Below are 24147 nucleotides of genomic sequence, written 5' to 3'. Positions count from 1 at the left end.
TTAGCATAGTTTTTGTTATTTATATTGATAAAATTAATTCTATGAATAAGTTTGCTTTAATCGTATTTTCATTTGTTTTTAGCACCAGTGTATTTGGTCAGGTAAAAATATCAAAGCTTGTTAAAGAGTCTGAAATTTCTGGAAGTAATGAAAATGCACTTTATTTTATAGATTTTTGGGCTACTTGGTGTAAACCATGTGTGCCAGCTTCACAATATTTAGAAACTCTACAAAATCAATATCCAAATAATTTTTATGTCATGTCTCTATCTCAAGAAAGCCCAGAAGTGGTTTCAAAATTTTTAGAGAAACACGATTTAAAACTAGCAGTAGCTATTGATTATGATGGGGAAACATTTAAAGAGCATAATGTTTACAGCCTACCACATGGTGTTTTATTTAATGCCAATGGCGATAAATTATGGGAAGGACATCCTTCAGATTTCAAATTATATCATTTAAGAAATAATTTAAGTAAAAATAAAGCTACTATAAATAAATCGTCGTTTTTTATTACCGAATCTTATGCTTTAGCTGTTGAAGATGAAAGTTACGATGCCTCAGATGATTTTGAGTTTGCTATAATTGATGCTTTTGAAGATGACACAACTATAGAAATTATTGAAACCAAAGATTATCTCAAAATTAATGGTAATTTACAACAAATTCTAGCTTATGTTTTTAAAGTATACCATAAACAAATTGTAATTGAAGACCAATTTAACAAAACATATTCTTTAAGCTTTAACAAAGGTAGTAGAGCATTAAATAACATAAAACGTACTATATTTAAAGCTTTAAAGTTGAGTAATAAAGTGAAGCAGAGTAGTGGAGAAGTATTAGTTATGAATACTGAGAAAGCAAGTTTCTGGGATACTAAACAAATTAATTGGGAGGGCAATAACCAGAATTATTTAATAGGAGATTCAGATTTACAGGCCGATAATATAAGTTTTGATAATGTGGTTTATAAATTAGCTAATCTTATAGAACAACCTATTGTTTTAGTAAGTAAAAACCAAGATACAGCTTTGCACGATTGGCAAATTCATTATAAATATTACGAATTAATGCTAAATAATCTTCAAGATTATGGTATAGATATATCAAAACAAAAAGCCCAATACAATGTATATAACATAACAAAAAAAGCACCTTAAAGAGGTGCTTTTTTAATTATTAAAAGTATTTTAATCTAATTTTGGTTTCTTATCACGGTTAGCAAGTTCCCAAGCTGTTGTAAAAATTAAACGGGTTCTTGTTTCTAAAAATGCGTAATTAATTTTATCTGGAGTATCGCTTGGGCGGTGGTAATCTGCATGTGTTCCATTAAAATAAAAAATAACGGGTATATTGTTTTTAGCAAAATTGTAATGATCTGAGCGGTAATAAAAACGATTAGGGTCGTTGTTTGCGTTGTATTTATAATCGAATTCTAAGTTGTAATATTTTTTATTGATTTCTTCAGAAATATTGTGTAATTCTGTGCTTAATTTATCAGAACCAATTAAGTATAAGTAGTTATTACCGCCTTCATGCTTTGGGTCAACACGACCAATCATGTCTATATTTAAATCAACTATTGTATTTTCTAGGGGAAAAATAGGATCTTCATTTACATAATAACTAGACCCGTAAAGTCCAAGTTCTTCTCCGGTAACGTGTAAAAATAAAATAGTGCGCTTTGGGCCATTGCCAGCTTTTTTAGCTTCGTTAAAAGCTTGGGCAATTTCTAAAAGCGCTACAGTACCAGAGCCATCATCATCAGCCCCGTTATTAATATCACCATTTTTAGATATGCCTATATGATCTAAATGTGCAGAAATAACGACAATTTCATCAGGTTTTTCAGAACCTTTTATATAAGCTAATACATTTTCAGAAGCTTTTATACCATGCTTAAAATAAGACTCAGGTATTTCTTGAAAATAATCATTTTCTCCTAACGGAGAAGAAATGCTATTTTTAATATAAAAATCTTTAAGAAATTCAATAGCCTTTTTTTGACCAGGTTCTCCCGTTCGTCTACCTTCAAATTCATCTGAAGCATAGGTGTAAAGTAAAGTTTTTAATTCGTTGGATGTAATGGTTTTAGCGTAATCTTCAACTTTATTGTTTTCAGCTTCATTACTTGTTTTGTTTTTATTTTGAAAAGAAATACAACTAGTTAATATAGTTGCAGGAAAAAATAAGAATAATAGTTTTTTCAAATTTATAAGGTTTTATATTGTTTTCTTCATTTTTACAATTATTGATCTATTTCGAGTTCATTTAATTCACTTTCATCTATTTCAATATCTTCAACAGCATCAATTTCAATGTTTTCAAGTTCTTTAGCATCAATTTCATCAAGGCTTTCTATGTTTTCTTCTATGTTTAATTCTTCAAGTTCAGTTTCATCAATGCTTAGGTCTTCTAGCTCGCTGTCATCAAGCTCTATTTCTTCAATATCTAAGTCCTCTAATTCTTCTAAAGATTCTTCTTGAAGTAATACTTCTGTGGCTTCTAAAGCCTTAGTGTCTTCAACAATAGTTTCTGTAAAAAACGCTTTGTAAGAGGTTAAAACCAAAGCTAAAACAGTTAGCATAATTGTAAAAGGTAATAATTTTTTTATTTCTCCAGTTTTTTTAGAAAAATAGTAGGCTGTACCTCCAAAAATAAGAGCCAAAATACCCGGAAAAATAGCCAAGTTAGAAACAGGTAAAATAGATAGGATAACAGTAAGTATAGCTGCAATTAATGCTAAAATAGTAAATAGTTTTTTCATTTTATTTTAGTTTTTTAAACCTGTAGCCGATTTTATTTTTAGTTCGCCGTTTCCAACAGGAATTTTAAACTTACCATAAACAGGAATTTTATTGGCATCAGCGGTTAACCATAAAACATTGTTATTTTTACCTTGTAATACATTGGTTTCAGATCCTATAGCTATTTTGTAACATGTTTTATTACCAATTGCCGTAGAAATAGTTTCTTTACCTAAATAGGTTATTTGAGCGTTTAATTCCTTTCTGTCAAAAATAATTTTTAGTGTTTTTGTTGAACCTTGAGACATTTTAGAAAAGTCGTGTAATCTAACATAATACAACGTAGAAATAATATCTTTTGTACCAGAACTTATAGAAACGGTTTTGTTCTCAACTCTGTTTTTACTTTTTGTTTGTACAGATTTTACTGTTTTATTTTTGTGACTAAAAGTGTACTTCATTTTTTTAAAATAACCACCTTCATTAATTGACCTGTTGTATAAGTAAGGCGTTAATGTTTTTGGGCTAACATAACTTTCGTATAAATCTCTTACTTTAAAAAAATTATCCCATTTGCTATATGTAGAAGCTGTACATTTTAAACGTAATAATGTAGCTTTAGATGTTTTTACAGCACTGGTTTCCATGTTAACTTGAGCAATATCTGTTAAAATACCAGACATGTTAAACGAGGCTGTGTAAACCAATTTTTCTCCGGCACCAACAGCTGTGTTTTGTGCATTTACCGAAAAGGTAAAAAACAGTAAAATAATTAAAGATAGACGTAGCATAAAATTACTTTTTTGGGTTATAACGTAGAGTTAAGCATTTATTGTGCCGAAAATACAATGCTTAAAGCTATTATGCTAATTTTTTTGTAGATGAAGTATTATACCGATAATAACCTACTTGTTTTACTATTAATTACTTATAGAATTTGATTTGATTTGTTTGAAAATTGAGATGTTAAAATTGAAGAGTTTGTAATGATTGTTACATAAAAACATAGAGCTTTTCCGTATTTTTATACTTCATAAAATTGGTAGGATGGAAGACATGCTCTTTTACGATAGAATGCAGTTTGCATTTACTATTACGTTTCATTATTTATTTCCACAATTAACTATGGGCTTATCTTTAATGATAGTTTATTTTAAATGGAAATTTTTACGCTGTAAAATCGAAAAATATAACAACGCAGCAAAGTTCTGGATGAAAATTTTTGCACTAAATTTTGCTATGGGCGTTGTAACAGGAATTCCAATGGAATTTCAATTTGGAACTAATTGGGCCAAATTTTCAGAATTAACAGGAGGAATAATAGGGCAAACGTTGGCTATGGAAGGTATGTTTTCATTTTTCTTGGAGTCATCCTTTTTGGGACTCTTTTTATTTGGAGAAAAACTATTAGGCCATAAATTACATTTTGTTACTGGTTTTTTAGTGTTTTTAGGATCTTGGGCTAGTGGCTATCTTATTATTGCAACACATTCTTGGATGCAATACCCTGTTGGATATGAGGTATTAGAAAACGGAAAGTTTATACTTAATAATTTTGGAGCTTTATTTTCTAACCCATGGTTGTTGCCATCATATTTGCACAATCAAGCCGCATCTTTAGTAACATCATCGTTTGTGGTAGCGGCAATTGGTGCTTTTTATTTGCTAAACAATAAGCATCACGAATTTGGTAAACTATTTGTGAAAACAGGCGTAATATTTGGTTTAATTTCTAGCTTGTTGGTTGCGTTTCCTACCGGTGATTTAGCAGCTAAAAATGTAGCAGAACATCAGCCAGTTACCTTCGCTGCTATGGAAGGAATTTTTGAAACCGAAGAAGGTGGCTCTGAAATTGTTTTAATAGGTCAGCCAAATATTTTAGAAAAGAAATTAGACAATAAAATAGCGGTACCTAATATATTAAGTTTTTTAACCTATCAAGATTGGAGTGCAGAAGTAAAGGGTTTAAATGAGTTTGATCAAGAAAATTATCCTACTAATATTCCAGGCTTGTATTATTCTTATCATATCATGGTTGGTTTAGGGACCATTTTTATAGGTTTAATGTTATTGGCTGTGGTACAATTAATTCGCAAAAAATTATACAAAACCAAATGGATTTTATGGAGCTTAATGTTTATGTTACCTTTTCCTTACATTGCAAATACGACAGGGTGGTACACCGCAGAATTAGGCAGACAGCCATGGTTGGTTTATAACTTATTAAGAACTACTGAAGGAGCTTCGCCAACAGTTTCATCTGGAAATACATTATTTACACTATTAGGTTTTATAGGATTATATCTGCTTTTAGGTATGTTATTTTTATTGTTAGCAGGTAAAATAATTAATAAAGGGCCTCAATTAAATCAAGAGCATTAATTATGGAATTATTCTGGTATATCGTTTTAATGACAATGTTAGCTATTTATGTAATTTTAGATGGTTACGATTTTGGAGCAGGAATAATTCATTTGTTTTTTGCAAAAGAAGAAAAAGATAAGAAAGCTATAACTAATGCTATCGGTCCGTTTTGGGATGCTAACGAAGTATGGTTAATTGCAGCAGGAGGCGTGTTGTTTTTCGCATTTCCTACACTTTATGCATCATCATTTAGTGGTTTTTATTTACCACTAATAATGATTTTATGGTTGCTTATTTTTAGAGCTACAGGATTAGAGTTACGGGGGCAAATACATAACAATATGTGGGAAAGCATTTGGGATAAAGCATTTGGTATTTCAAGTTTTTTGTTAGCTCTATTTTTCGGTATTGCTCTAGGTAATGTAGTGCGTGGCGTAAATTTAGGAAATGTAATAAACGGAGAATCTACCCATGAGGCTCATTATTTCTTTTTACCATTGTGGAACCCAACCTTTAGTCCACAAACAGAACAACTTGGTATTATAGATTGGTTTACACTTCTTTTAGGAATTATAGGGGTAGTAGCTTTAACCATTCATGGCGCTAACTGGATTATTTTTAAAACAAGCTCCAAATTAAACGAAAAACTTAAAAAAGTGGTTTTTAATTTAAATATAGTATTAGTTGTATTAGTTATTATTTCATTACTAGTTTGGCACGTAATAGAGCCCAAACCGTTTCACAATTTTATAAATAATCCTTGGTTTATTATATTTCCAATAATCTGTTTTACAGGCTTATTTGGTTTGTTTAATGTTAAACGATTTAAAAAACACGGAAAAGGTTTTTTATTTTCCTCATTGTTTTTATTTGGAGGGTTAACATCAACAGTAGCCTCAATTTTCCCAAAGGTTTTACCATCAACCAATAATATTAACCCAGACTTAACGCTGTATAATGTTGCTGCAGATAGTTATGGTTTATCGGTAGGTGTGTATTGGTTTGTTATTGCGGCCATTTTAGTTGTAGTTTATTTTACAATACAATATCGTGTATTTAAAGGGAAAATGGATAATGTTGGTTATGGTGAGCATTAAATAAATTAAAGATGACAGGTACCCTAATTTCTTTAATAAGTATTTTTTTAGGAATAATTGCGGCTAACTTAACAGCGTTTTTTTACAATAAATGTTCTTTTGGATTTACAGGAAATACATTAATTGGTGTTTTTGGTAGTATATTTTTAATAAAATCTTTTGGCAAACTAGGTTTTGATCCTTGGGCAATTATGCTTAATGGAAAATTTCACGCTATCCCTTTTGTTGTTAATGTTATAGTATCTTGTGCTGGTGGTGTTTTTGGAATCATCCTATTAAAGTATTTAATAAATAAAAAAGCAGACAATTAGCTGCTTTTTTTAGTAATTAAGTATAATTATAAATCTTTTGATGATATGATTTTAATTCCCATTGTAATCATGTCTTTTTTTGTTGTTTCAAATTTATTGTTGTCCAATGCTTTTGAAGCATCTTCAATAAAGGTACAATTAAAGCCTTCATTAAAAGCATCTAGTATTGAAAAGTAAACACAAATGTCTGCAGCTAAACCACAAAAATAAAGTTCAGTAATTCCTTTTTCTTTTAAATAACCCGTTAAACCTGTAGATTTTAAGTGTCCGTTGTCAAAGAAAGCACTATAGCTATCTATAGAATTATTAGTGCCTTTTCTAAATATGGCTTCAAAGTTTTTAGTATTTAAATATGGGTGAAATTCGGCACCCTTTGTACCTTGTACACAATGGTTTGGCCATAAAGTTTGTGGTTTGCCATGTAATTTTATTACATCAAAATTAGATTTGCCTTTATGGTTTGAGGCAAAACTAACGTGATTTAAAGGATGCCAATCTTGGGTGGCTAAAACCAAATCAAACTTATTAACCATATTATTAATTACCGGAATAATTTCATTTCCTAAAGGAACAGGAAGCGAGCCTGTTGGCATAAAATCATTTTGTACATCAATGATAATTAGGGTTTTCATGAATAAGGATTTTGTTAAGTATGTTTTTAGAATTTATTTTTTTTAATTAAAACGTCTCGTTCTTTTTTAAGCTTTGGGCTGAGTCCTATTTTATAAATGTGCGGGTTTTGAAAACGTTTATATTCATTAGGAAGTTGTTGTAATCTAGATTGCGAATACTCTTTGATTTCAGTAACAGTTCTAGAAGCAATAATTCTTTTACCATCTTTCATTACTTGTTGCAATAAAGGCTCATGTTTAAACCTATTAAGATCTAAGCTTTTTGTATTATCAAAAGGATGTTCCATAAGCGAAACACTTTCTTCGGAGTTAATTGTTACAGCATCTGCTCCATAAAACATATTATTTTCGTCTATCATTCTATAAACTTGTTTTTTAAAAGGCAACGAAGTTTTAATAATATTTTCCGATAGTTTTATTCGTGGTGTATTATTAAATTCAGAAAGTTTATAAACACCATCTATAGAAGCATCGGGCTTTCCTGTAACTAAATTGGTTCCAACTCCATAAATATCAATATATGCACCCTGTTCTTTTAAACTTTTAATAACATATTCATCTAATTGATTAGAAGCTACAATTTTTACATAGCTTAAATCAGCGTCGTCTAACATGGTTCTGGTTTTTTTAGATAGGTAAGCTAAATCTCCACTATCTAACCTAACACCTAACAATTTATCGCCACGTTCTTCCATTTCTTTTGCAACTTTAATGGCATTTGGTAGCCCGCTTTTTAAAGTGTTGTAGGTATCTATTAACAATACACAATTTTGCGGACGCATTTTTGCAAAATCTCTAAAAGCTTGTATTTCTTCTTCATAACTTTGTATAAATGAATGTGCCATTGTGCCTGTGGAAGGAATATTGTAATCTTCGGCAGCCTTAACATTACTTGTACTATCAAAGCCTCCAATAGCAGCAGCTCTAGATGCATAATAGCCGCCAGTAGCATGTGCGCGACGTAAGCCCATATCTAGCAAAATACCATCTTTAGCGCTATATTTTATTCGGCTGGCTTTAGTAGCAATTAAAGTTTGAAAGTTTAGTATATTTAATAAAAGGGTTTCTATAATTTGTGCTTCAATAATATTCGCTTCTACTTGTAATATTGGTCTGTTTGGAAAAACAACATCACCTTCGTTACAGGCATAAATATTACCTTTGAAACTAAAATTTTTGAGATAGTTTAAAAAATCATTTTCAAATCCTTTTTGTTTTAAATAATTCATGTCAGAAGAAGAAAACTCTAAAGTTTCTAGTATGTTTAAAACATCTTCTAGCCCAGCAAAAATAGAATATCCACCTTTATAAGGGTTATGTCTAAAATAATAATCGAAAACAGCGCGACCGTTTGGTTTAGTTCCATAATAAACTTGCGCCATGGTAATTTGATAAAGGTCTGTATATGCAGCAGTAATATTCATTAAAATGTATTCTGTTTAAAAAACGTAATATAAAGCCACGTTTTTTGTTAAAATGATTAAAAATTATAATGAATAAATTTAATCATATTTTACGGTTTTTGGGAGAATTTTATAACATAGTTAATATTAATTTACCTGTAAAACATTAATCGCTCTTTCTTATTGCTTACTAAATAGTTCTATTACTTTAATCATATTACAATTTACAATTTAAGCCCAATATCAACTAAATTTTGCTTAGTAACAAAGGTTACTGACTAGCACGGTCTCTAGGTATACTTTTGTTTCAGTAAAAATTTAAAAATGAAAAACAGAATATACTTATCTACTTACCTATTATTTTTTTTGTCATTTGCTGTATTTGCACAAGAGGAAAAACTAATAAGCAAAAGTGAGGTTTTAAGTGCAGTTTCAGCGGGTAATGCGGCAATAAAAATTTCTCAGGAAGAGTTTTATAAAGCCCGAGCAGATTACAGACAAACTAATGCTGTATTTTTGCCTAATATTTCAGCAAGTCATACGGGTATTTCTACTACAAACCCTTTAATGGCATTTGGTTCCAAACTTAATCAAGAAATTTTAACGGCAAACGATTTTAATCCAGCTTTATTAAACAATCCAGATCAAATTGAAAATTTTGCAACCAAATTGGAGGTGCAACAACCCTTAATTAATGCAGATGGCATTTATGAGCGTAAAGCAGCTAAAGCTAAAATGGAAGCCATGGCATTAAAAACGAAACGTACCAAAGATTATATAAATTTTGAGGTACATAACGCCTACATGCAATTGCAGTTAGCATATAAAGCAGTAAGTGTTTTAGAAAAAGCATTAGAGGCGGCTATATCCAATAAAAATCTTGCTGATAATAGCTTTAAGCAAGGGTATCTGCAACGTGCTGATGTATTAAATGTAGAAGTTAGGGTAACCGAAGTGAAAAATAAGTTACATCAAGCTAAAAGTAATGTTCAAAACGCATCAAATTATTTGTCTTTTTTAATGGATACTCAAGACTTTGTAGTTTATAAACCAAGTGATACTTTATCTATTATAAGTAAATCAACAGAAACCAATAGCATATTAAAAAACAGAAGTGATATAAAAGCTATGGAATTGGCAAATAATGCTTTTAAGGCTTTAAATATGGCTGATAAAATGGCTTTTTTACCCCGCTTAAGTGCTTTTGGAAGTTATGAATTATATGATGATAACTTTTTTAAGCGAGAAGCTAACGGATACATTGTAGGCGCGCAATTAAGCTGGGATATCTTTCAAGGCTCTAAACGCTTTGGAAAAGCGCAAAAAAGTAAGGCAGAGTATGCACAATCTAAACTAAAATATAATCAATACATATCTAAAAGTAAATTAGAATTAAATAAAGCAAAACGCATGTTAATTGATGCTGAAAATAAATTAAATCTTTCGGAATTGGCCTTAAAACAATCTAGAGAGTCTTTAAGAATTCGAACTAATCGTTTTAAGGAAGGGTTAGAGAAAACTTCAGATTTATTAATGGAAGAAACTCAATATGCACAAAAACAGTTAGAGTATTATCAAACCATTTATGAATACAATTACGCTTTAGCTTACGTGAATTTTTTAACCAAATAATAACCTATTGATTGCGCTTAAAGAGACCAATTATGTCATTTTGAGTACAGTCGATACTAAACATAAAACTTATTATAAAATGAAAAAAACATATATCATATTATCACTTTTAATATCAATTTTAGCAACAAGTTGTAACAGTAAAGACAAAAAAGCGGTAGCAAATAGCACACCAGAAATTCCTGTTAATGTTGCAAAAGTAAGTAATAATACAGATGGATCTTTTTTAGCAGTAAGCGGAAAAATACAGGCTAAAAACAGCGCTAACCTTAGCACTCGAATAATGGGATATGTAAACACTGTAAGTGTAAATGTGGGTGATAAAGTTAAAAAAGGACAATTATTGGTAAGTATTAATAATACCGATTTACAAGCAAAAAAAGCGCAAGTAAATGCCAATATAACAAAAGCAACAGCAGCCTTTAATAATGCCGAAAAAGACTATAACCGTTTTAAATCCTTATTTACAGATAATAGCGCATCACAAAAAGAGTTAGATGATATATCTGCTAATTACGAAATGGCAAAGGCAAGTCTTGAAGCTGCAAAACAAATGAAAAATGAAGTAAATGCTCAATTTGCTTATACTAATATTACCGCACCATTTAGCGGTGTAATTACTAATAAAACAGTAAAAAAAGGAGATATGGCTAACCCAGGAATGCCATTAATATCTGTTGAGTCTTTAGATGATTTCGAGGTGATTGCTATGGTGCCAGAAACAGAAATTTCTAAAATACAAAAGGGTACAGAAGTAAAAGTAAATGTAAAAGCAATTAACCAGATTATAAAAGGTAAAGTTACAGAAGTAAGTAGCTCTGCGGCTCAAACAGGAGGGCAATATTTAACCAAAATAATATTGAATAAAACCAATTATAATATACTATCGGGTATGTTTACTACTGTTCAATTTCCTGTAGAAAAAGAGTCACAATCGTCTCTAGTTTTAATTCCCAAAAAAGCTATTGTAACTAACGGCCAATTAAGTGGTGTTTATACAGTTAGTGAAAGTAATACTGCTATTTTAAGGTGGTTACGCTTAGGTAGAGCATTTGGAGGAGACATTGAAGTATTATCTGGTTTAAGTGCCAATGAAAGCTACATTGTTTCTGCTGAAGGAAAATTATATAACGGAGCAAAAGTTTTAATTCAATAACTAACAGTCGCGTTAGGGATAGAAGCGGCATCCTTTTTATTGTTATGTAAAATGTGGGTTTATTAAAACATACATTTTGTTGAAAGCCGACTTTGGAATAAGCGAGTTGTTAAACAATAAAAAGATATAGCGTATAGCCCGTTAAAACGCCCAAAAAATATAAATTAAATGAAAGAAGGTTTAGCAGGAAAAATAGCCAAAGTATTTATAACATCGAAGCTCACTGTGCTTTTAATGATTGTTTTTATGGCTATTGGTGTGTACAGTTCGTTTTTAATTCCTCGTGAAGAAGAGCCACAAATTGATGTGCCTATGGCAGATATTTTTGTTGGTTACCCAGGGGCGAGTCCAACCGAAGTAGAGTCTAGGGTTATTAAACCCTTGGAGCAACTTATTTCTAACATAAAAGGTGTAGAGTATGTGTATTCTACATCAATGAAAGAGCAAGGTATGGTTATCGTTCAGTTTTATGTTGGCGAAGATATTGAGCGTTCGTTTGTAAAACTTTACAATGAAATTAATAAGCACATGGACCAAATGCCAGAAGGTGTAACGTTTCCGTTGGTAAAAACCCGTGCTATTGATGATGTTCCTATGCTTGGTTTAACTTTATGGAGCGAAAATTATGATGATTTCCAGTTAGGCCAAATGGCTCAAGAATTGGAAGCGGAGATAAAAAAGGTTAATGATGTAGCTATTACTCATAAAATTGGAGGTAGAGAACGTGAAATTAGAGTTGTATTAGATAAAGATAAGCTAGTAAGTGCAGGTTTAGATTTTCTGTCGGTTTCTGAAATGATAAAAGCTAATAATGCACAATTAAATTCTGGTAAATTTGATAAAAATGATACTGAGTTTGTTGTAAATACAGGTAAGTTTTTAGAGTCGGTATCAGATATTGAAAACTTGGTTGTTGGTGTACAGCAAAATCAGCCAATTTATTTAAAACAAGTTGCAAATATTGTTGATGGGCCAGAGGTGCCAAAAAATTATGTAAGCTTAGGATTTGGTCAAGCTAGCCAAAAGTCTGCCGATTTTAAATCGGAGTATCCAGCAGTAACTATATCGGTTGCAAAAAGAAAAGGAGCCGATGCTATGAAAATAGCAGACATAATTATAGATAAAGTTGAACATCTGCGAAAAACTTTAATTCCAGACGACGTTAATGTTGAAATTACAAGAAATTATGGTGAAACAGCATCGCACAAAGTATCCGAATTATTGTTACACTTAATAGGTTCTATAATTGCAGTAACCTTTGTTGTTATGCTAGCAATGGGCTGGCGTGGTGGTTTAGTGGTTTTTTTATCTGTGCCAATTACATTTGCTTTAACCTTGTTAAGCTATTATATGTTAGATTATACGCTTAACCGTATTACGTTATTTGCTTTAGTTTTTGTTACAGGTATTGTGGTAGACGATTCCATTATTATTGCCGAAAATATGCATAGGCATTTTAAAATGAAACGTTTACCTTTTAAACAAGCAGCTTTATATGCTATTAACGAAGTGGGTAACCCAACTATATTGGCAACTTTTACAGTAATAGCTTCGGTATTACCTATGGCATTTGTATCTGGCTTAATGGGGCCTTACATGGCGCCAATGCCAATAGGAGCTTCCATAGCCATGATTTTATCCTTATTTGTGGCTCTTACAATAACACCTTATTTAGGTTACATTTTTTTAAGAGAAAAGGATAAAAAAGGAGTTGTAGAAAAGCCTAAAAAGCCATTAGAACAAACTACAATTTATAAAATTTACGAAAAGTTTGAACGTCCTTTAATAGAGAATAGCTCTAAACGTTGGTTGTTTTTAGGTGTTACTTTTATTGTTCTTATAGGTACAATGGTAATGTTTTTTACTAATAGTGTTGTGGTTAAAATGTTGCCTTTTGATAATAAAAACGAGTTTCAAGTGGTTATTGATATGCCAGAAGGAACTACTTTAGAGCGAACAGCGGTTGTTTCTAAAGAGATCTCTCAATATTTATCAACAAGACCAGAGGTTGTTAATTATCAAATTTATACAGGCACATCAGCCCCGATAACATTTAATGGTTTGGTAAGGCATTACGATTTACGTGGTGGTAGTAATATGGCCGATATTCAAGTGAATTTAATAGATAAAGGAGAGCGTAGTGCGCAAAGCCACGATATAGCAAAGTTATTACGTCCAGAAATTCAGAAAATAGCAGCTAAATTTAATGCAAATATAAAAATTGTTGAGGTTCCGCCAGGGCCTCCAGTTTTATCTACATTGGTTGCTGAAATTTATGGACCAGATTATAATAAGCAAATTGAAATAGCTAATAGTGTTAAAAATATATTACAAAACACAGCAGATGTAGTTGATGTAGATTGGATGGTGGAAGCTAACCAAAAAGAATTTCAATTTACAATAGATAAAGAAAAAGCGATGTTGTATGGCGTTGCTCCAAAACAGATTGCTTATACCATGAATATGGCTTTATCAAACAAACCTTTAACTGTTTTATACGATGAAGATGCAGTAAACCAAGTAGGTTTGGTATTAGCTTTAGATGAAAAAGAAAAATCTACTATTCAAGATATATCACAATTAAAAGTAAAATCTAAACAAGGTAACTTGGTTCCAATTGCAGATTTGGTATCTGTAACCGAAACAACAAGTGCCAAAAGTATTTATAGAAAAAACCAAAAACGTGTAGTTTATGTAATGGCAGATATGGCTGGTGAGTTAGAAAGTCCTGCTTATGCTATTTTAGGTATGGAAGAAAAGCTTAATGAAATTAAGTTACCACAAGGGTATGAAATAAACGAAATGTATTTGGGGCAGCCAGAATATGAAGATGATTATACAGTAAAATGGGATGGAGAATGGCAAATAACGCTAGAGGTTTTTAGAGATTTAGGTATAGCCTTTTTAGGTGCCATAGTTTTAATATATATATTAATTGTAGGTTGGTTTCAAAACTTTAAAGCACCGGTTGTAATGATGGTTGCCATACCATTATCTATGATAGGTATTATTCTTGGCCACTGGTTAATGGGAGCATTTTTTACAGCAACTTCATTTATAGGAATGATTGCATTAGCTGGTATAATGGTTCGTAACTCGGTGTTACTAATCGATTTTATAAACTTGCGTTTAGAGGAAGGTGTACCATTAAAACAAGCTGCTATTGAGGCTGGTGCGGTGCGTACCACACCAATTTTGTTAACCGCAGGAACCGTAGTAATTGGCGCATTTGTAATTCTTTTCGATCCTATATTTCAAGGTTTAGCAATTTCATTAATTGGCGGAACCATTGTATCAACATTTTTAACCTTACTCGTGGTGCCTCTTGTGTATTATATGATAGAGCGAAAAAAATATAATTAAAAATCATATTAAAATGAAATTAGTAATAGTAACTGCTGTAGAGTAATACCAAAAAGAAGTTGTAAAACTTTTTAAAAAATCAGGTATTGAAAATTTTAGCGAATCAGGTATAGAAGGGTATAAAACTAAAGGCGCTTTAATGCTAACTTCAAGTTGGTTTGCTAGTGAAAAAAACAGTAATAATTCTGTTATGTTTTTCTCTTTTACAGAAGACTTAAATATTGATGCTTTATTTAATTTAATAAAAGCGTTTAATGAAAATTTAGAGAGTAATAACCCAATTAAAGCAATTGTGGTTCCTATTGAGAAATATATATAATTTAAAAAAAGTTTATAAGCATGTTAAATACATATTTTAGAGTAATTGTTGGTGTAATGGTATTATTAAGTGTAGTACTTACCGTTTATGTTAATACAAATTGGTTGTGGTTTACCGTATTTATAGGTGTAAACATGATACAGTCTGCATTTACAAAATGGTGTTTATTAGAAGATATCTTAACAAAAGTATTTAAAATTAAAAAGTAGTATCATTATTATTTAGGTTCATAAATTTTTATGAATTTGTTTTTGGTTAGTAGAAAAGAGTCATGTTAATAATATGACTCTTTTTTTGTAACATTTAATAGGTATGAACGTCATATTAATATAAAACAAATTAATCATGGAAACGAACTATTATACTTTAAAACGAACTGACAATCAATTGTTAGCATTAACACATTTATCTCAATTACTTACTTGTTTAACAGGATTTGGAGGATTAATTGTACCATTAATAATTTGGGCAACACAAAAAGATAACGTTGAAGGTTTAGATATTCATGGAAAATCTATAATTAACTTTCAGTTAAGCATTGTAGCATATTCTGTATTAAGTATTCCTTTAATATTACTATTTGGTTTAGGTATATTAACACTTATTTTTATAGGCATTTTGGCTTTTGTCATGCCAATTATAAACACCATAAAAGCTAGTAACGGCGAATTACCTAGCTACCCATTATCTTTTAATTTTATTAGTTAGTGTTATTTTATATTAAGAGATATTAAACGCCTACAATTGTAGGCGTTTTTTGTATTTAGAAAAAAAAATAGGACTTACAGCAAAATACATGTACCTGTATTTACATAAATGTTAAGTTTGTTGTTTAGTAATTATGCGGTATTGTTTTAAGTATATACTTGTTTGTTTTTTTTGCTTTGAGTTACAGGCTCAAAATCCGGTATCTGTAAATATGGGAAGTATTTCTCAACTTCCAGATTTTGAATTTTATGATATTGCTGAAGATGAAGACCATTACATATGGTTAGCAGCAGATAAAGGATTGTATAGGTATGACGGAAAAACATATCATAATTTTGATAACCCCCAAAAAAAATCAAATTCAATATTTCAACTACAATTTGATCACGAAGGAAAACTTTGGTGTAATAACATTTACGGACAATTTTTTTATGTTGAAAACGATAGTTTAAAATTATTTTTTGATGCTAGTAAATTCGTTAAAGGTCAATTAGCTTCTTATCAGGTTTTAGAAAAAAGTGTTCGTATATTCACAGAAACAGGTATTTACGATATAAATAAAGATTCTAAAAATATCTCACCAGTTTTTAATGGCATGTGTATTAGTAATGCAGCTGTAAATGATGCGAACTACACGTTTGTGATTAATCTCGAGGGTGCTTTAAAACGTCATAGAGTTTATAAATTTAAAAACGGAATAGCTAAAAAAATTATTGAAATAACTACTTCAAAACTCATTCAATCACCAAAACTTTTTGCTTTTAACAATGTTGTGTTTTTTACACATAAAAGTTCTAATGGTAATGTAATATACCTAGTTGATAAACAAAATGACTCTTACACTAAGATAGAAACCCCAAAACAGTTGCAAAATGAAACTATTTATAATGTTTTAAGTTTTAACAATGAGTACTGGTTTTTAACTAATTCTGGTGTGCATATATTTAAATTAACAGGAAAATCATTAATATTTAAAGAACAGCTTTTTAAATCAGAATCTATTACAGACATTCAAATAGATTTTAATAAAAATTATTGGTTTGCAACTTTAGATAATGGTGTTTTTGTGTCACCAAATTTAAATATTAGGCAAGTAGAACATAAAAATAAAGTAACTGCATCTGCTGCTTTACACGATAATAATTTTGTGTTAGGTACAAACAATAGTAAGCTGTTGTTTTATAACAAAGATAAACTGTATAAAACCATTCAATTACCTGGAAAAAAAATTATAGGAAATTTATTTTTTGATGATAAAACCGAACAATTAATTGTAAGCATAAATTCATCAGAATCGTTTATTGTAAATTTAAAATCTTATAAAATAAAAGATGTAACATATACATTTTCTGTAGCAAAGAGCTTTTCTAAAATTAATGATAGTACTTTGTTTTACGGTAACTACCGGCAAGGTATTGTTTATAAAAAACCATATAGTTTAGATCACAAAAAAGAGCTTCGTTCAAGTCGAGTAAAAGCCTCTGTAGTTTGTAAGAATAGTCTGTTTGTATCTTATATTGATGGATTTTTTGTTTATAATTTAGAAAATTTCGAATCAAAAGAAATAAACTATAATTCTAAAAACTTATTAGTTAACGCTATTGCATCAAATAATGAAAAAATAATTTGGTTAGCTACACAGCACAACGGTTTGCTTAAACTTGAAAATAATACACTATCAAAATTAAAAATCGGTTTACCTGAAAACCTTCATATAAATAATTTAAAGTATGATGATAATTTATTGTGGATTTCATCAGATTCTGGACTGTTTCAGTACAATATAAACACAAAAACATTAAAATCTTTAAGTGCTCAAGATGGTTTAAATACTGCCGTAAATAACTTTTTAATACTTAAAAACAAAATAGTAGTTACTTTGCCAACGTCGTTTTATTTGCTTCCAAAACATGAAGGATTATTTAAATCATTTAAAACAGCAAGAGTAAAAATAGAAAGCGTAAAGATAAATGACCGAGATACACTACTTAAACCAACCTATAAATTACCACATGATTTAAATAAAATTGAAATTCAGTTTAATTCTAATGGTTTTCAATCTAACCAACTAGTAAATTATAAGTACAGGGTTAAACAACTAGATACGAGTTGGCAAAATATACCCAAAAACACACATTTTGTTAATTTTAATAGTTTGGCTAATGGTAGTTACACGTTCGAGCTTAAAGCAAAAAATATTAGCGCGAAAGGTTATGTTTATGTATCGCCAATAACATTTATAATTAGCAAACCTTTTTGGGAAACGTATTGGTTTTATGGTTTAATAATGTTGTCAATTTTTGGTTTAATATGGCTGTACTTTATAAATCGTTTAAAGCAAAAGGAAAAACAGCGCATTTTAGAAATTGATAAAATTTTAATCGATAAAAAAATAACGAATTTAAGACTAGAAAATCTGCGTTCGCAAATGAATCCGCATTTTATTTTTAATGCGTTAAATTCCATTCAAGATTATATTGTTTCAAACGAAAAAGAATTAGCAAGTTCGTATTTAGTAAAGTTTAGCCGATTAATCCGAATGTATTTAGATTACAGTCAGCAAAACGAAATTACTTTAGAAGAAGAGCTAAATGCATTAAAATTGTATTTAGAATTAGAAAAAGTACGTTTTGAAGATGAGTTAGAATACAAAATATCTATCGATAATCAGTTGAATACAAAACAAATAAAAGTACCATCATTGTTTATTCAACCTTATGTAGAAAATGCCTTAAAACACGGTTTGTTACATAAACCAAATAATAGGCAATTACAGGTTGACGCAAAAATTATTTTAGATAATAGGTTGCAAATAACGGTAACAGATAATGGTATTGGGCGAGAACAATCAGAGAAATTAAAACGCCCTAATAAACAGCATAAACCTTTTGCTACTCGGGCAAACCAAGAACGAGTATATTTATATAAAAACAAACTAAAACGTGATATTACCATAATTACAAAAGATTTAGTTACAGACAAAAATATACCATCAGGTACTCGAGTAATTATAATGATGCCAATGTAATAATATATGAAAGCGATAATTATTGACGATGAAAAACGCGCCAGACATTTACTGTCTAATTTGTTAACCCAACATTGCACAAGTATTACCTCTATTAATGAAGCTCAAGACTTAGCATCTGGAGTAGATGTAATAAAAACATTAAAACCAGATATAGTATTTCTAGACATTGAAATGCCAAATCAATCAGGTTTAGATATTTTAGAATACTTTCCAAACAACATAGACTTTAAAATTATATTTGTAACAGCCTATAATCAATATGCTATTGAAGCTTTTAAATTATCGGCAGTAGATTATTTATTAAAACCAGTTGACACCCACGAGTTAAAAGAAGCAGTTACAAAAGCAGAAGAAGCGATAAAAGCCAATAATTTAAATGACCAGTTAAACAAATTACGCGACTCTTTAAAACAACTTTCCATAGATAAAATTGCATTAGAAATACCAAAAGGTATCCTATTCGCTTCACATAGCGATATAGTATATTTTGAGGCAGATGGTATGTACACCAATGTACAACTTATTGATGGTAAACAAAAAACCATTTGCAAACCCTTAAAACATTTTGTTGAGCAGTTAGAGCGTAATACTATGTTTTTTAAATGTCATAGATCGTATTTAATCAACTTAAAATACGTAGATGAATTGGTTAAAGATGATGGCGATTATTTATTAATGAATAATCAGAAACGCATTCCCATTTCAAAATCTAAACGCGATCAATTTTTAGAGGTGATAAAGGAAACATTCTTATAAAAAGTTTTCAGAAAAAAAATAGTACTATTCAGAAAAAACAAAATTACAAATAGTGTTTTATCAAGTTATTTTGAAGATAATTAAACACTATTTCAAATGAAAAAAATATTATTATTACTAGTTTTTACTATTTGTTATTCTTCTGCTTATGCGCAATTAGGTAAAATGCTAAAAAGTAAAGCTAAAGCTGCTGTCGAGAAAAAAATTAATGAAAAAACAGAAGGCTCTTCAGAATCAGAAAAAGACAATTCGGCAACAGGAATGGTTAGTAATTCATCAACAAATTCAAATGAATATACAGATGAGGAATTTAAAGCAGAATTAGCTAAAAAATACCCAAACGACCAGGCAAAACAAGATTTATACTATCAAAAATATCTTGAAAAAAAGCAGCAAGAAGCTGAAGCTAATAAGCCAAAACCAACTAATACAGTAAGTGATGAGTTTTTATACATGTCGTATCCATTTGCGATGACCAAAGGCATGAGCGCAGTTGGTGTTGATCGTGTAAAAATAAGACGCCAAATGACAGACATGGGCGATAATGTAGACTTGTTGCCTGCGCAAGATCCAGATTATGCATGGTTACGCTTTTTAACAACACCAGAGCTAGTAGCCATGTCGCCAGAAGGTTATGTTGGTTACGAGTTGGTTTCCGGAATGTTTACAACCAAAGTTGGCGCAGACCGATCGCAAACTTTAGAGCTAGGTACAGGTATGCCAATTTTAGTAAGAGGAATGTTAATTGCAGACGATGTATTTGTAATTTATGCTGCATCTCACCAAGGCGGACACGCATTTAATGTACCATCGTATATGCATGAAAAAGATATTACCATTTTAAACGTAATTGGTAAAGGCGAGCAACAATTTCATTTAGACTGGTTAGAAAAAGCAAAACCAATTGTAAAAGAGTTTGAAGCGACGTTAAAAGCGAATTACGATGCCGCTGCAAAATCAACAATGGATGCTATAAAAATGCCAAAAGCAGGTAGCATGAATAGTAATGCTTCATTAGTTAGTTTTGCTAAAGAAAATGTGTCTAAAACTATAGCAAAAGATGGTGCAAAACTTTTAAAATTAAATATAGAATCTAAAGACTGGAGTATTGTTAAAAATAAATACACAGGACATATTTTATATCGTTGGATTAAAGGCGCATTCACAGAAAAAAATAAAAATAACGATTGCTACTTACAAGGTTTTTTAATCAAGCAACAGTATAATGGTAGTGGTTATGGTAACTTACAATTTGGAGGAATTATTCACGGACAAATGCCTTACGGACAAAAAATGAACTGTGAAAATGCCAATTAAAACGATAAAGGAATAATTAATACATTTTAAAAAATGAAAAAGCTATTTATATTTTTAACTATAATTTTTATAGGTGCAGCACAGCCTTCACATGCACAATTCTTAAAAAAAATAAAGGATAATTTAGATAAGCCTCTTATTAAACAGAAGGATAAAAAAATAAGTGAAGAAGAGCTGGAAAAAAGAAAAAATATTAAGCTGCCAGATGTTGGTGTCTTAGATAAAGATGAAGCTTTAAAAGCCATTGCAGTCAAAGGTTTAGATTCGTATTACAGTAAGCATAGCATGAGTAATACACATCAATATATTACATCGAATACTTGGTCTACTGTAAAACATAAAGATACAGGGCTGCCTTTATACCAATGGGCTGTAGGAGCAGTTGTTCAGAAAAATTCAGATGGACAATGTATGCTATATGAGTTTATTTTAAGACGAGATTACACAGGTGGAGGGCAGTTTGGAGATTCCTATTTCAACGGTATAAATAGAGGCACAATTAAGGCGCCTTATGGTAATTATATAGCTTGCGTAGAATAATATCCAAAAAATATTTGCTTTCATATTTAAAAGAGTTTACGAGATGTAGACTCTTTTTTTATGAAATAAAACTGCAGTATGATTTAAAAAAATCATTTAGAAAGAAATTAGAACAATTCAGAAAAAAGCATGTTGAAAACCTTTTTATGTACTATTATTTTGCTCTTGAAAATCATAATAAATCTCAACTACAATGAAAAAAAAATTACTCTTATTTTCCTTTTTAATGGCAACTGCATGGTTTAGCACACATGCACAAAATGTTAATATTCCTGATGCTAATTTTAAAGCGTATCTTGTTGGCGATACCGCAATTAATACTAATAGTGATAGCGAAATTTCTGTTGCAGAAGCGCAAGCATTTTCTGGTGAATTATTGATTAATGGTTTGTCAATTTCAGACTTAACAGGTATTGAAGCCTTTGTAAATATTACACGATTAGATTGTTATAGTAATAATTTAACGTCATTAGATGTTAGTAATAATTTAGCATTAACACGTTTACATTGTGGTTCTAATCAAATAGAAACTTTAGATATTAGTGCAAATACATCAATTACAGATATACAATGCCATAATAATGGCGTGTTATATGAATTAAACATTGCCAATGGTAATAACAGTAATATTAACTGGATGAAAGCCTATGGTAATAGCTTATCATGCATTCAAATAGATGCTGGTTTTACACCGCCAGCAGATGCTGGAATATACAGCCAAGGTTGGACTAAAGATAACTCAGCATTTTATAGTGAAAACTGTGCTGCCTTAAACCAAATTGTAAACATTCCTGATGCCAATTTTAAAAACTTTTTAGTAAGTGATAACAGTATCAATTTAAATGGAGATGCTGAAATAACGATGGCAGAAGCGCAAGCGACTACAGAGTTAATTATGAACGGTATTGGTATTGCAGATTTAACAGGTATTGAAGCTTTTACTAATTTAACGCGTTTAGATGTGCCTAATAATAGCTTAACTACTATTGATGTTAGTCAAAACTTATCATTAACACGTTTGCATGTTGGTTTCAATAACTTAACAAGTTTAGATATTCGTTTAAATACAAGTATTAATGAATTGTTTTGTTATGAAAATAGTGCATTAGAGAATTTGTTAATCTCAAACGGAAATAATAGCAATTTCACCTACATGAAAGCGTATAGTAATGCAAGTTTAACATGTATTCAAGTAGATGCAGGCTTTTCTCCACCAGCAAATAGCGGTCAATACGCAGTAGGTTGGACTAAAGATGGTCAAGCAAGTTATAGTGAAAATTGTATACCAGCAGTTTATTATGTAGATGCCAATGCAACAGGTGCTAACGATGGTAGCTCTTGGGCAGATGCTTTTACAAACGTAACAGACGCTTTAGCACTTACCAATTTAAATGATGCTGTTTGGGTAGCAAAAGGAACCTATACATTAGCAGATAAAAATACGCCAATAGCTGTTAGTACAAACGAAGTGGATATTATTGGAGGTTTTGCTGGAACTGAAACAACCTTAGCAGATAGAGACTTTACGGCTATTCATACTACAAATGCTACCATTTTTACGGGCGATATTAATGGTGATGATATTGATGGAGATTTTTCATTGAACAAAACAGATAATGCAGAACGATTATTTGAATTAAGAACAAGCAACGTCACTTTTGATGGTATTATTTTTGAAAACATTTACGATACTTCACAATCTGGTGGCGTAGAAGAAAACGGTGTGATTTTTATACCAAATAGTTTGAATGCCAATAATTTAAAAATTAAAAATTCGATATTCAGAAGTAATTATTCTAATGGGTATTTACTTAAAATTAGAAAGTTTAATCAAGGATTACTAATTGAAAACACCAAGTTTATAAATAACACTATTGTTAATATGGGATTGGTTTATGTGCAATCTGATAGTACAAACGGCTATATTTTTACACGTTGGGCAAATGTATTGGTAGCAGATAACGATATCAATCTTACAGCCTTAGATATTTACAGAGAAGATTGGAATAACGGAAGTACTTTAGATGTTGTAATTAATAATAGTACGTTTGTTAATAATGATTATAATGGTACTTATGGCAATTCTATAACGGCATCAGGTAATGGTAGTGTAAACCTAAATGTTAATAATTCTATCTTTTGGCAGAATACTGTTAATGGTACAGCAGCAACTAGAGATATTTCTAATGGATTAGACGAGCATTACGATGTGTTTATTAGAAATTCTATTGCAAATGTATCATCAAACGCTGGAACTTTCGGGACATTTAGTGCAACAAACGTAACAACTTTAGATCCAGCAACAGATAATTTAAATTTAGATAGTGATTATAAGCCAACATCAGCTTCAAATTATATTGTTGATCAGGGAGATAACGCTTACTTCGATTTAGCTTTATTCGGTGATTTAGATTTAGCAGGTAATGATAGAATTTTTAACAGTACAATAGATCTTGGTGCTTTTGAATATGATTCAACATTAGGAATTGATGATGTTTCTTTAAATACAAATTCATTAAAATTATATCCTAATCCTGTAAAGGACCGCATGTTCGTAAAATCGAATGAGCAAATAGAAAGTGTGTCTATTTACAATATTAACGGACAATTGCTTAAAAAATCTAATAATATAGAAAATGGCATTGATGTATCTGTATTACCTTCAGGTTTGTACATGATTTACATCAAGACCTCAAATAATACGATTAATAAGAAGTTCCTTAAGAACTGAGTTGGTGTGTAACATCAGCTTTATTTGGCGCTCACTTTTG

The 24147-nt window shown here is 30.5% G+C and carries 20 protein-coding genes; 15 read left to right on the top strand and 5 right to left on the bottom strand.

Annotated elements, in window-relative coordinates:
- The first annotated feature begins 41 nt into the window (after window positions 1–41).
- Window positions 42–1160: a TlpA family protein disulfide reductase gene (locus LG649_RS03280; protein ID WP_226540863.1), complete on the top strand. Its 1119-nt coding sequence runs from the start codon at window positions 42–44 to the stop codon at window positions 1158–1160.
- Between the two features lie 30 nt (window positions 1161–1190).
- Here LG649_RS03280 and LG649_RS03275 read toward each other — a convergent pair whose 3' ends face one another.
- The 3 genes from LG649_RS03275 to LG649_RS03265 are packed head-to-tail and all read right to left on the bottom strand — an operon-like array spanning window position 1191 to window position 3538.
- Window positions 1191–2210: a M28 family metallopeptidase gene (locus LG649_RS03275; RefSeq protein WP_226540862.1), complete on the bottom strand. Its 1020-nt coding sequence runs from the start codon at window positions 2208–2210 to the stop codon at window positions 1191–1193.
- 38 nt (window positions 2211–2248) lie between these two features.
- Entirely contained in the window at window positions 2249–2767 is a 519-nt protein-coding gene (locus LG649_RS03270; protein WP_226540857.1) for a hypothetical protein, read from the bottom strand.
- Window positions 2768–2773: 6 nt separating this feature from the next.
- Window positions 2774–3538 (bottom strand): DUF3108 domain-containing protein, encoded by a 765-nt coding sequence (locus tag LG649_RS03265; RefSeq protein WP_226540855.1) that lies wholly within the window; start codon window positions 3536–3538, stop codon window positions 2774–2776.
- Between the two features lie 256 nt (window positions 3539–3794).
- Here LG649_RS03265 and LG649_RS03260 point away from each other — a divergent pair, with 256 nt between their 5' ends.
- From LG649_RS03260 to LG649_RS03250, 3 genes are read left to right on the top strand one after another with little or no spacing between them, the layout of a single operon-like run.
- A complete protein-coding gene (locus LG649_RS03260; RefSeq protein WP_226540853.1) occupies window positions 3795–5129 on the top strand; it encodes a cytochrome ubiquinol oxidase subunit I in 1335 nt (444 codons plus the stop codon).
- 2 nt (window positions 5130–5131) lie between these two features.
- Complete coding sequence (cydB, locus tag LG649_RS03255) at window positions 5132–6208, top strand: cytochrome d ubiquinol oxidase subunit II (RefSeq protein WP_226540852.1); 1077 nt, start codon at window positions 5132–5134, stop codon at window positions 6206–6208.
- An 11-nt stretch (window positions 6209–6219) separates the two neighbouring features.
- On the top strand, window positions 6220–6519 hold the full coding sequence (locus tag LG649_RS03250; RefSeq protein ID WP_226540850.1) for a hypothetical protein: 300 nt from the start codon (window positions 6220–6222) through the stop codon (window positions 6517–6519).
- A gap of 26 nt (window positions 6520–6545) precedes the next feature.
- Here the strand turns inward: LG649_RS03250 and pncA are convergent, their stop codons facing one another.
- A complete protein-coding gene (gene pncA, locus LG649_RS03245; RefSeq protein ID WP_226540849.1) occupies window positions 6546–7151 on the bottom strand; it encodes a bifunctional nicotinamidase/pyrazinamidase in 606 nt (201 codons plus the stop codon).
- A gap of 26 nt (window positions 7152–7177) precedes the next feature.
- Window positions 7178–8575: a nicotinate phosphoribosyltransferase gene (locus tag LG649_RS03240; protein ID WP_226540848.1), complete on the bottom strand. Its 1398-nt coding sequence runs from the start codon at window positions 8573–8575 to the stop codon at window positions 7178–7180.
- A 303-nt stretch (window positions 8576–8878) separates the two neighbouring features.
- On the opposite strand from LG649_RS03240, the gene LG649_RS03235 reads away from it, so the two are divergent.
- From LG649_RS03235 to LG649_RS03185, 11 genes are all read left to right on the top strand, one after another.
- Window positions 8879–10186 carry a TolC family protein gene (locus LG649_RS03235; protein ID WP_226540847.1) on the top strand — a complete coding sequence of 436 codons (1308 nt, stop codon included), beginning with the start codon at window positions 8879–8881 and terminating at the stop codon, window positions 10184–10186.
- 79 nt (window positions 10187–10265) lie between these two features.
- Entirely contained in the window at window positions 10266–11342 is a 1077-nt protein-coding gene (locus tag LG649_RS03230) for an efflux RND transporter periplasmic adaptor subunit (protein WP_226540846.1), read from the top strand.
- Window positions 11343–11510: 168 nt separating this feature from the next.
- Window positions 11511–14705 carry an efflux RND transporter permease subunit gene (locus LG649_RS03225; RefSeq protein WP_226540845.1) on the top strand — a complete coding sequence of 1065 codons (3195 nt, stop codon included), beginning with the start codon at window positions 11511–11513 and terminating at the stop codon, window positions 14703–14705.
- A gap of 139 nt (window positions 14706–14844) precedes the next feature.
- Complete coding sequence (locus LG649_RS16380) at window positions 14845–15024, top strand: hypothetical protein (protein WP_317197645.1); 180 nt, start codon at window positions 14845–14847, stop codon at window positions 15022–15024.
- Window positions 15025–15044: 20 nt separating this feature from the next.
- Entirely contained in the window at window positions 15045–15233 is a 189-nt protein-coding gene (locus tag LG649_RS03215) for a YgaP family membrane protein (RefSeq protein ID WP_226540844.1), read from the top strand.
- A 136-nt stretch (window positions 15234–15369) separates the two neighbouring features.
- On the top strand, window positions 15370–15732 hold the full coding sequence (locus tag LG649_RS03210) for a DUF4870 domain-containing protein (RefSeq protein ID WP_226540843.1): 363 nt from the start codon (window positions 15370–15372) through the stop codon (window positions 15730–15732).
- Window positions 15733–15943: 211 nt separating this feature from the next.
- Window positions 15944–18760, top strand: coding sequence for a sensor histidine kinase (locus LG649_RS03205; RefSeq protein ID WP_226540841.1), 2817 nt, complete (start codon window positions 15944–15946; stop codon window positions 18758–18760).
- Between the two features lie 6 nt (window positions 18761–18766).
- Window positions 18767–19519: a LytR/AlgR family response regulator transcription factor gene (locus LG649_RS03200; protein ID WP_226540839.1), complete on the top strand. Its 753-nt coding sequence runs from the start codon at window positions 18767–18769 to the stop codon at window positions 19517–19519.
- A gap of 96 nt (window positions 19520–19615) precedes the next feature.
- Window positions 19616–20836 (top strand): hypothetical protein, encoded by a 1221-nt coding sequence (locus tag LG649_RS03195; protein ID WP_226540838.1) that lies wholly within the window; start codon window positions 19616–19618, stop codon window positions 20834–20836.
- Between the two features lie 33 nt (window positions 20837–20869).
- On the top strand, window positions 20870–21376 hold the full coding sequence (locus tag LG649_RS03190) for a protein kinase family protein (protein WP_226540836.1): 507 nt from the start codon (window positions 20870–20872) through the stop codon (window positions 21374–21376).
- A gap of 193 nt (window positions 21377–21569) precedes the next feature.
- Entirely contained in the window at window positions 21570–24107 is a 2538-nt protein-coding gene (locus tag LG649_RS03185; protein WP_226540834.1) for a T9SS type A sorting domain-containing protein, read from the top strand.
- Window positions 24108–24147 lie beyond the last annotated feature (40 nt).

Source organism: Neotamlana laminarinivorans (assembly GCF_020523925.1).
In the GTDB taxonomy this organism is placed as follows: domain Bacteria; phylum Bacteroidota; class Bacteroidia; order Flavobacteriales; family Flavobacteriaceae; genus Neotamlana; species Neotamlana laminarinivorans.
This window is presented reverse-complemented; position numbering and strand designations above follow the sequence as displayed.